Annotated in this window: 6 protein-coding genes; 5 read left to right on the top strand and 1 reads right to left on the bottom strand. The window is 43.6% G+C overall.

The window, feature by feature from the left end; translation table 11 throughout:
* Nucleotides 1-723 precede the first annotated feature (723 nt).
* A complete protein-coding gene (locus ACERC5_RS04745; RefSeq protein WP_373660294.1) occupies nucleotides 724-1347 on the bottom strand; it encodes a cysteine hydrolase in 624 nt (207 codons plus the stop codon).
* 129 nt (nucleotides 1348-1476) lie between these two features.
* On the opposite strand from ACERC5_RS04745, the gene ACERC5_RS04740 reads away from it, so the two are divergent.
* The 5 genes from ACERC5_RS04740 (at nucleotide 1477) to ACERC5_RS04720 (ending at nucleotide 7336) form a co-directional block, all read left to right on the top strand.
* A complete protein-coding gene (locus ACERC5_RS04740; protein ID WP_373660293.1) occupies nucleotides 1477-2058 on the top strand; it encodes a TetR/AcrR family transcriptional regulator in 582 nt (193 codons plus the stop codon).
* Between the two features lie 258 nt (nucleotides 2059-2316).
* Nucleotides 2317-3291 (top strand): nucleoid-associated protein, encoded by a 975-nt coding sequence (locus ACERC5_RS04735; RefSeq protein ID WP_373660295.1) that lies wholly within the window; start codon nucleotides 2317-2319, stop codon nucleotides 3289-3291.
* Nucleotides 3291-3905, top strand: coding sequence for a lysozyme family protein (locus ACERC5_RS04730; protein ID WP_373660292.1), 615 nt, complete (start codon nucleotides 3291-3293; stop codon nucleotides 3903-3905). Before ACERC5_RS04735 ends, ACERC5_RS04730 begins: the two co-directional genes overlap by 1 nt.
* Before the next feature lies 1 nt (nucleotide 3906).
* Nucleotides 3907-5640, top strand: a complete 1734-nt coding sequence (locus tag ACERC5_RS04725) for an ABC transporter ATP-binding protein (protein ID WP_373660291.1) — start codon at nucleotides 3907-3909, stop codon at nucleotides 5638-5640.
* Entirely contained in the window at nucleotides 5633-7336 is a 1704-nt protein-coding gene (locus ACERC5_RS04720) for an ABC transporter ATP-binding protein (protein ID WP_373658989.1), read from the top strand. Before ACERC5_RS04725 ends, ACERC5_RS04720 begins: the two co-directional genes overlap by 8 nt.
* The last annotated feature ends 361 nt before the right edge of the window (nucleotides 7337-7697 follow it).

Genomic DNA, 7697 nt, shown 5'->3' with positions numbered 1-7697 from the left:
TCAACAATTTGTTGCTTAAAGTCATCACTAAATTGACGACGGATTTTTCTAGACATAGAGTTCTCCTGTTTTCTTTAGTGTAGAACACTTTATAAATTCTGTCTAGTTTAGTGTAACCGATTCAGGTACAAATTTTGATGTTGATGGAATAAGTCTTAGATTTGAGACGATTTTTATAATGGCGATGTTTTTCTTAGTCTTGAAATCCTGTGCGATAAAGGTCAGTTTGCCTTTCTGATAGGAGACTTTATACCAAAATAGGATTTCAACTAAGGAAGAATATTTCGCATGAAACTGATATTACTTGATCTTGCGATAGACTGTGTAGGTAAGCAGAGATAGTGAGTTTTGATGCAATACGGGTAAGGGATTCTTTATTGAGGAGGAGTAGAGTCATCGTCTATCTGATGAGCTCAGAGTTTTAATAATTTTTCTTCAAGAGACTAGTTTTAAAGACCCTAACCTTTTGACAAGATTTACATTGAAATCATCTCTTTTTTAAACAGATGAGACCATAAAAGCCACTGATTTCAGTGAAGGGAATTTAGATGGTTTTTGGAGTTAATGGTTACATTAATGGGGATGATAGGCAGGTGTGGCAATAATTTCAATATTTTTTTTGTTGAACAACTTTAGTTACCATGGTATGTTTTTTTAATTCTGATGAGTTGTGTGGTAGGATTCATATGTTTCATAAGATACTTTTTAATGATGGTTTGGTGATTATAGGGCATCAATGACTTCTTCAGTGGTTAGGACTTGGTTAGCAATGTAACCAAAGTTGGTTAGAGCAGCATCGTAAGCCTCCTGACCAGGAGCGCCAATGGCATCTTTTGCCACAATCACGTTAAAGCCTGATTCGATCAACTCACGCATGTGAGAATCCACACAGAGGTTAGCATTCATACCAGCGAGGATGATGGTGTCGATACCGTTTTTGCGCAATTGCAGAGCGAGGTCATTGCTTTCAGGACCGAAAATCTTGTGCGGGCTAGTGAGGATGGTGTCTTCATCCATGAGTTCCTTCATTTCAGGGATAATATCCGCTCCAGAACCATCCACAACAGGGCTGTATTGGCTGTCACGCCAGAACATTTGGTTTTCGATCATCATGGTTTCGCCAGCTGCTTTGAATTGCCACTTGGTGTCATGTGGGTAGAAGTAGTGCGCAGAGATGAAGCGTTTGTAGCCCTTGTTTTTAGCAACAGCAAATAAGTTAATCAAATTCTCGATGGTATTGACCTTTTCAAGAATGTCTTTTGTAGCCCCAAAGCCTTTACCAGCAGGCTTCAAGAACTCTACTTGTGGGTCAGTAATCACGATGGCAACGTTTTTTGGGTTAAACATAAAAATACCTCTTCAATATGATTTTCAGTACCTACCGTTCGGTACAGAAAATAGAGTACCATGAAAAAATCATCTTGTAAAGTATTTGGCTTGAAAAGATGGTATAATTAAAAAAACGGATAAAAAGGTATGAAGATGACAACCAGAGAGAGGATTTTAAAGCAGACCACTGAATTGATTTATCGTCAAGGTTATCTAGCGACATCAATTAGTGATATTATGGCAGCCAGTGGGGTTGGTAAGGGGCAACTCTATCATTATTTTGCATCGAAACAGGCCATCGGTCTGGAAGTAGTTACTCAGCTTTTAGGGGAATGGAGAAGTCAGCTCTTAGATGGTATTCTTTCCCAAGAAAATCCTAGACAGGCTCTAGTGGCCATGGTGGATTGGTTTTTTGAGTTTCATCAGAATCAGACGGTGTTCTATGGTTGCCCTTTGGGAAATTTGATTGTCGAGTTATCGGCTCAAGAACCTCATTTTCAGGAATTGCTGAAAGCGTTTATGACTGACTGGGAGGAGGCTCTTGTGTCTGTTTTACAAGCAGCTTATCCCGAACGCTCAAGAGGCGCTTGTCGTGAACAGGCAATTAATCTCCTAGCTAGCCTTCAAGGAGGTATTGTATTAGTAAAAGTTCACCAAGACCTAGATAGTCTAACTCTAGTTCGTCAACGTTTATTGCAGGACCTCGGCTTGGTGGCAGATAGGAGCTAATGAGTCTTTGACTTTGGCTTGGTCTTTTGAAAATCGTTAGTCCTTAAATGTCGATGATTTTTTGAGATGTCCTCGATTAAACACTTGTGGCAATAGGGTTGTTATAAGTGTTTTTTCATATTATTCCTGCTGTGAGCGTTACCTTTTTTGCCTTGTTTGATACCAGCCTTTATGGTAAAATGGGAGAACAGTTTACCGCTCGGCTATTTTCCAAAAGAGAAAATCAATGAGCTAAAAAAAGTCAAGAAGGAGGCGACTATGGACCTTTATGTGAAGCGGGTCATCATTCACCAATTTAGCCCAGATGATACAGAGCTTCGTTTGGCAGAGCAACCCTTGGAGTTGACGCCGCGCTTGGATGAGTATTTCCGAAAAAAACTCAGTAAGGTCTTTTCTGATGAGGCAAAGCGCGGGCAGTTTGCCGCCGGCAATGCGTTCCTGAGCCTCTTGAGCGATGACCGCTATGAGACCTCTGTCAAGATGGCACAGCTCTGGAAAGAAGAGTTTGTCATCAGCGACAATCAGAAGACCAATGACTTGGTCTTTTTGGATGTTGATAAGGACGGACAGCCGTATTTTGCCTTCTTGCGTCTGACCCTCAAGGAAAATCTGGTGCACAGCTCGGTAGATAGCGATAAGCCCATTCAGATGACGACCAATAACCTCCCATCGGCAGCTCAAGCGCCGGATGAGGCTCTCATCATCAATCTGGACACCCGTGATTATTACCTGATTGAGAAGCGGATTAAGCACAATGGCGCCTTTGCCAATTATTTCTCTGAAAATCTCCTTGCGGTAGCTCCTGAGCAGTCGGTCAAAAAGTCCATCAAACTCATGGAGCAGACGGCGCAGAAGATTGCGGACAATTTCAATCAGGACGATTTTGCCTTTCAGGGCAAGATGAAATCAGCCCTCCACAAGAGCTTGGAGGCTGGTCATCAGTTATCGCCTGAGGAGTTGGCTAATCAACTCTTTGATGATAATTTAACTGCTCGGCTGACCTTTGTGGACGAGCTCAAGGAAGCTATCCCAGAGCCGATCAAGCTGACAGACATCGATGCCTCACGCCAGTTAAAAAAGCTGGAAAATCAAAAACTCTCCCTCTCCAACGGCATTGAGCTTTTGGTGCCTAACCATGTTTATGAGGATGCTGACAGCGTGGAATTTATCCAGAACCATGACGGAACCTACTCCATTTTGATCAAAAATATCAAGGACATTGTCAGCAAATAATGTTGAAACGTTTACGACGTTTGATCGTGTTTGTGCTAGTACTAGGTCTGGGTTTATGGAGTGCCCGAACCTATCTGGCAATCAAGCATGTGTTGACCTATCGTCCCTTAGTGCAGGAAGTCTTGGCTGAAACAGGTAGTCCTGCTGGTCAAGACTTGATTTTAGCCATGATATACACCGAGACCAAGGGTAAGTCTGATGACCTTATCCAGTCCAGTGAGAGTCTGACTGGTTTACCAGGTCACATCACGGATAATAAGGAGAGCTTGATTCAAGGCATCACTGTTCTGTCTGAGAACTTCGTGGTGGCTGACAACGCTGGTGTTGATGTTTGGACAGCCGTTCAAGCCTATAATTTCGGTACAGCTTACATTGACTATGTGGCTCAGAGGGGTGGGGTGACGACCGTTGACCTAGCCAAAACCTATTCCCGAGAGGTGGTGGCTCCAAGTTTGGGGAATACCGATGGGCAGACATATTCCTACTACCATCCCGTGTCGATTTGGCATGGAGAACCTATGCTCTTGCGTAATGGGGGCAATTATTACTATGCCAAACAGGTTCAGCTCAACCTCACTTTGATAAAGTTGGTTGCTGCTATTGAGGAAAATTGATGTGACTTACTTTTTACCCTTTTTAAAACCCTATCGCTGGCAACTGATTTGGTCGCCGCTCTTAAAACTCTTAGAGGCATTACTTGAGCTTTTAGTTCCGATGGCTCTTTCAATCATCATTGATCAGGTCTTGCCTCAGCACCAGCCCCGTCTGCTATGGTTCTGGGGGGCTGGTCTGATTGGTCTAGCCATGTTTAATGTGCTTGTTGCCTTGCTCGCTCAGTATCTAGCAGCAAAAGCGTCGGTCGGTTTTGCGACAGCGCTCAATCAGACCCTGTTTCGTCATGTAACAGGGCTTTCGGTTCATCAGCAACAAGCGCTAGGAAATAGCGCTTTATTGACGCGATTGACAGTTGATGTTCTAGCCTTACAGACAGGGCTCAACCTTTTTCTACGGTTAGTATTACGCGCACCAATTATTGTTTTTGGTGCGGTGGTCATGGCATTTTTCATCAGTCCTTCACTAACCATCATTTATTTATTGATGGTAGCTGGTCTTTTTGGTTTAGCATATGGCCTATCCAGACGTGTTAGCGTTGCTTTTCTGTTCTTGAAACAGCAGCAAGAGAAGTTGTTTTCAGTCATTTCAGAGCAATTATCGGGCATGCGATTGATTCGAGCATTTCATCAAATCGATAGAGAGCAAGCCGATTACTCTAAAAATCAGGAGACCTATACCCATGAAACGATAAAAGCGGCCAATCTGGCTAATCTTATCAATCCAGGAACCTACATCATTGTCAATTTGTCTCTTCTTGTTTTAATTTATCAGGGACGTCAGGATATTTTTGGTGGTCAGCTTAGTGCGGGAGCTTTAGTTGCTCTGGTAAATTATTTATTGCAGATTTTGCAAGAATTGCTCAAGATGATGAGTTTAACGGCTAGCCTTAGTCAGGCTTGGGTGAGTGGTCAGCGGATTAGAGGGCTCTTTTTGGAAGAAGAGGAAAACCTACACCAGACCTATCCGATTGACCGTCAATCAGTGTTGGGTTATGAATTGGAAACGGTTGGTTTGACTTATGGTTCTGCTGATTATCCTGTCTTATCCAATTTATCCCTCACTCTTCCATTAGGGCAATTTGTTGGGATTGTTGGAACAACGGGTGCAGGAAAATCAAGTGTTGTCAATCTTCTGGCAGGCTTATTACCGCCTAGTCGAGGGCAAATTTCCTTAAGGCTAAGCCGAGCGAGTGCAGAGCTGACACTTACTGAATGGCGTCAAGCTGTTCGTCTAGTGCCACAAAAAAGTCGCCTACTGTCTGGGACAATTCGTTCTAATTTGATGCTAGGGCTATCAGCTCCTGTCTCAGACGAGACCTTATGGCAGGCGCTGGACTTGGCACAAGCTAAAACCTTTGTTCAAGCCCTACCTGAACAACTTGATGCGCCTGTAGCGCCACTTGGCGCTAACTTTTCTGGTGGTCAGCGCCAGCGCTTGGCACTGGCTCGTGCCCTGGTGAAGCCATCACCTGTTCTCATCTTGGATGATGCGACATCAGCCTTAGATTATCTGACGGAAATGAAGGTCTTATCTGCGATTAAGGCGCAGTTCCCTGATACCTTGCTCGTGATGGTTTCCCAACGTCTAAAAAATGTGATGACAGCAGAACAGATTCTGGTTCTTGATAAGGGGCAATTGGTTGGTCAAGGGACCCATCAAGAGCTCCTTAGGAGCTCTGCTATTTACCAAAATCTTTATCAGTCACAGCTGAAAGGAGGTGGGGCGAATGATTAAAGGGCTACTCTCTTTTTTAGATGAGTTGAGGCACAGTCGTCTATTTTGGGGAATTGGTTTACTCTTGATGGGGCAGGTGGGACTGACGACCCTTTTTCCTTATCTTTTAGGGAGAATTCTTGACCAACTGTTGATTGAAGGAGCATTCTGGCAGTTGTTGCTGCAATTGGGCACGCTAATACTGCTAAATACATTCCTCCAGTGGGCAACACCACCGCTATATAACAGGCTGGTTGAAACTTATGTTAGCGAGCTGAGGCAGACTACTATGACAAAGACCTTTCGCCTGCCGATAGCGGTTTTGGATAAGTATGGGCAAGGTGATTTTCTTAATCGTCTGACAGTAGACAGCCAGCAACTTAGTCAGGGCTTGATTTTGTTGTTTAGTCAATTTTTACCTGGCGTGATGACACTTGTACTAACCCTAGCCATGATGGCGTACATGAATGGCTGGCTTGTCCTTCTTGTTCTTGCCCTGACTCCTGTCTCTTTTTTGTTGACTCATCGTGTGACAGCATCAGCTCATCGTTTCTATCAAGAGCAGGGAAAAAAACGTGATCAGATGACTCAGTTTTTAGATGAGCACCTGCAAGTTCTCCCTTTGATACAGGCTTATGGTGCACAGGAACAGGTGTCTACACAATTTCAAGAGTTAAGCTCTGAATATGGGAAAAGTAGCCAATCAGCAATTTTTTACAGTTCAACGGTCAATCCCTTGACCCGCTTTGTCAATGCAGTGATTTATGCACTTTTGGTTGTTTTAGGCAGCTATCAGTTGCTTTTAGGTCGGATGACGCTGGGGCAATTAACAAGCTTTTTAACCTATGTCAACCAGTACACCAAGCCTTTCAACGAGATTTCGTCTGTTTTTGCAGAATCACAGGCTACGCAGGTCAGTTATCACCGTTTGTTGGATATGATTGACTTGCCTGAGGAAGCAGATGTCGTCTCAAGTCCTAGACCAGTTGTTCAAGGGGAAATAACTTTTGAGGATGTGAGTTTTGGTTATGAACCTGACCGCTTATTGATGAAGCATCTTGACCTCGAGATTCCTGCTGGTAGCATGGTGGGGATTGTTGGCCCAACAGGTGCTGGAAAGACGACCTTAATCAATCTGTTGATGCGGTTTTATGAGCCTCAAGGGGGACAAATTTTACTGGATGGTCAGCCGATTAAAGCCTTAAAAAAGGCTGACTTTTATGACCACATTGCAGTCGTCTTGCAGGAAACTTGGCTAAAAAAAGCCACTATTGCAGAGAATATTGCTTATGGTCGCCCGTCAGCAAGTCACGATGAGATAGTAGCAGCAGCTCAGACAGCCAATGCAGACTTTTTTATTCGCCAATTGCCACAAGGGTATGATACGATTTTGGATGGTGATCAGGTTGTCTTATCACAGGGACAGGAGCAGTTATTAGCGATCGCTCGGGTATTTCTCAAGTCACCACAAATCATCATTTTTGATGAGGCGACGTCGTCCTTAGATACCCTGACAGAGCAGCTTGTTCAAGATGCGTTGTCAAAATTGATGGTAGGTCGTACCAGTTTTGTCATCGCTCATCGTTTAAAAACCATTCAGTCAGCTGATGTGATTTTAGTGATGGCAGATGGAGATGTTGTAGAACAAGGCATTCATCACAGTCTGTTAGAAGCAGATGGACTGTATGCTAGATTATGGGAGACGGCTACTTCTTAATGTTCAGATAGCTCAAATGTTGGGATTGTCAGCACAGCTCATTTTCAGGTTTATATGGTGAAAAAGTAAGTGATAGACCTTGCTATTTCCTTGCGATTTTGATACAATACACTTAATTAAATATCAGCCTGTGAGACCAGTAGACAGATGGGAAGCTGTTCAGGGAGTTGAGCCGAGACTGCAAGCTCAATCAGTGAAACGCTGTTGAATTCACTCATGTCAAGGGCTAAAATCAAGGTCTGTTCTGACAGGGATGGATAGAAAACGGATGGTACCGCGTGTCAACGCTCCGCTTATTGGGAGTATTGGCATGCGTTTTCTTTTTTTCTGACGAATAGACCACACTAACAAGAAAGGAATC

Origin of the sequence: Streptococcus sp. E24BD (assembly GCF_041807825.1) — a bacterium.
GTDB classification, from domain to species: domain Bacteria; phylum Bacillota; class Bacilli; order Lactobacillales; family Streptococcaceae; genus Streptococcus; species Streptococcus entericus.
Note: the sequence above shows the minus strand (reverse complement) of the source record. Positions and strands in the feature narration are given on the sequence as shown.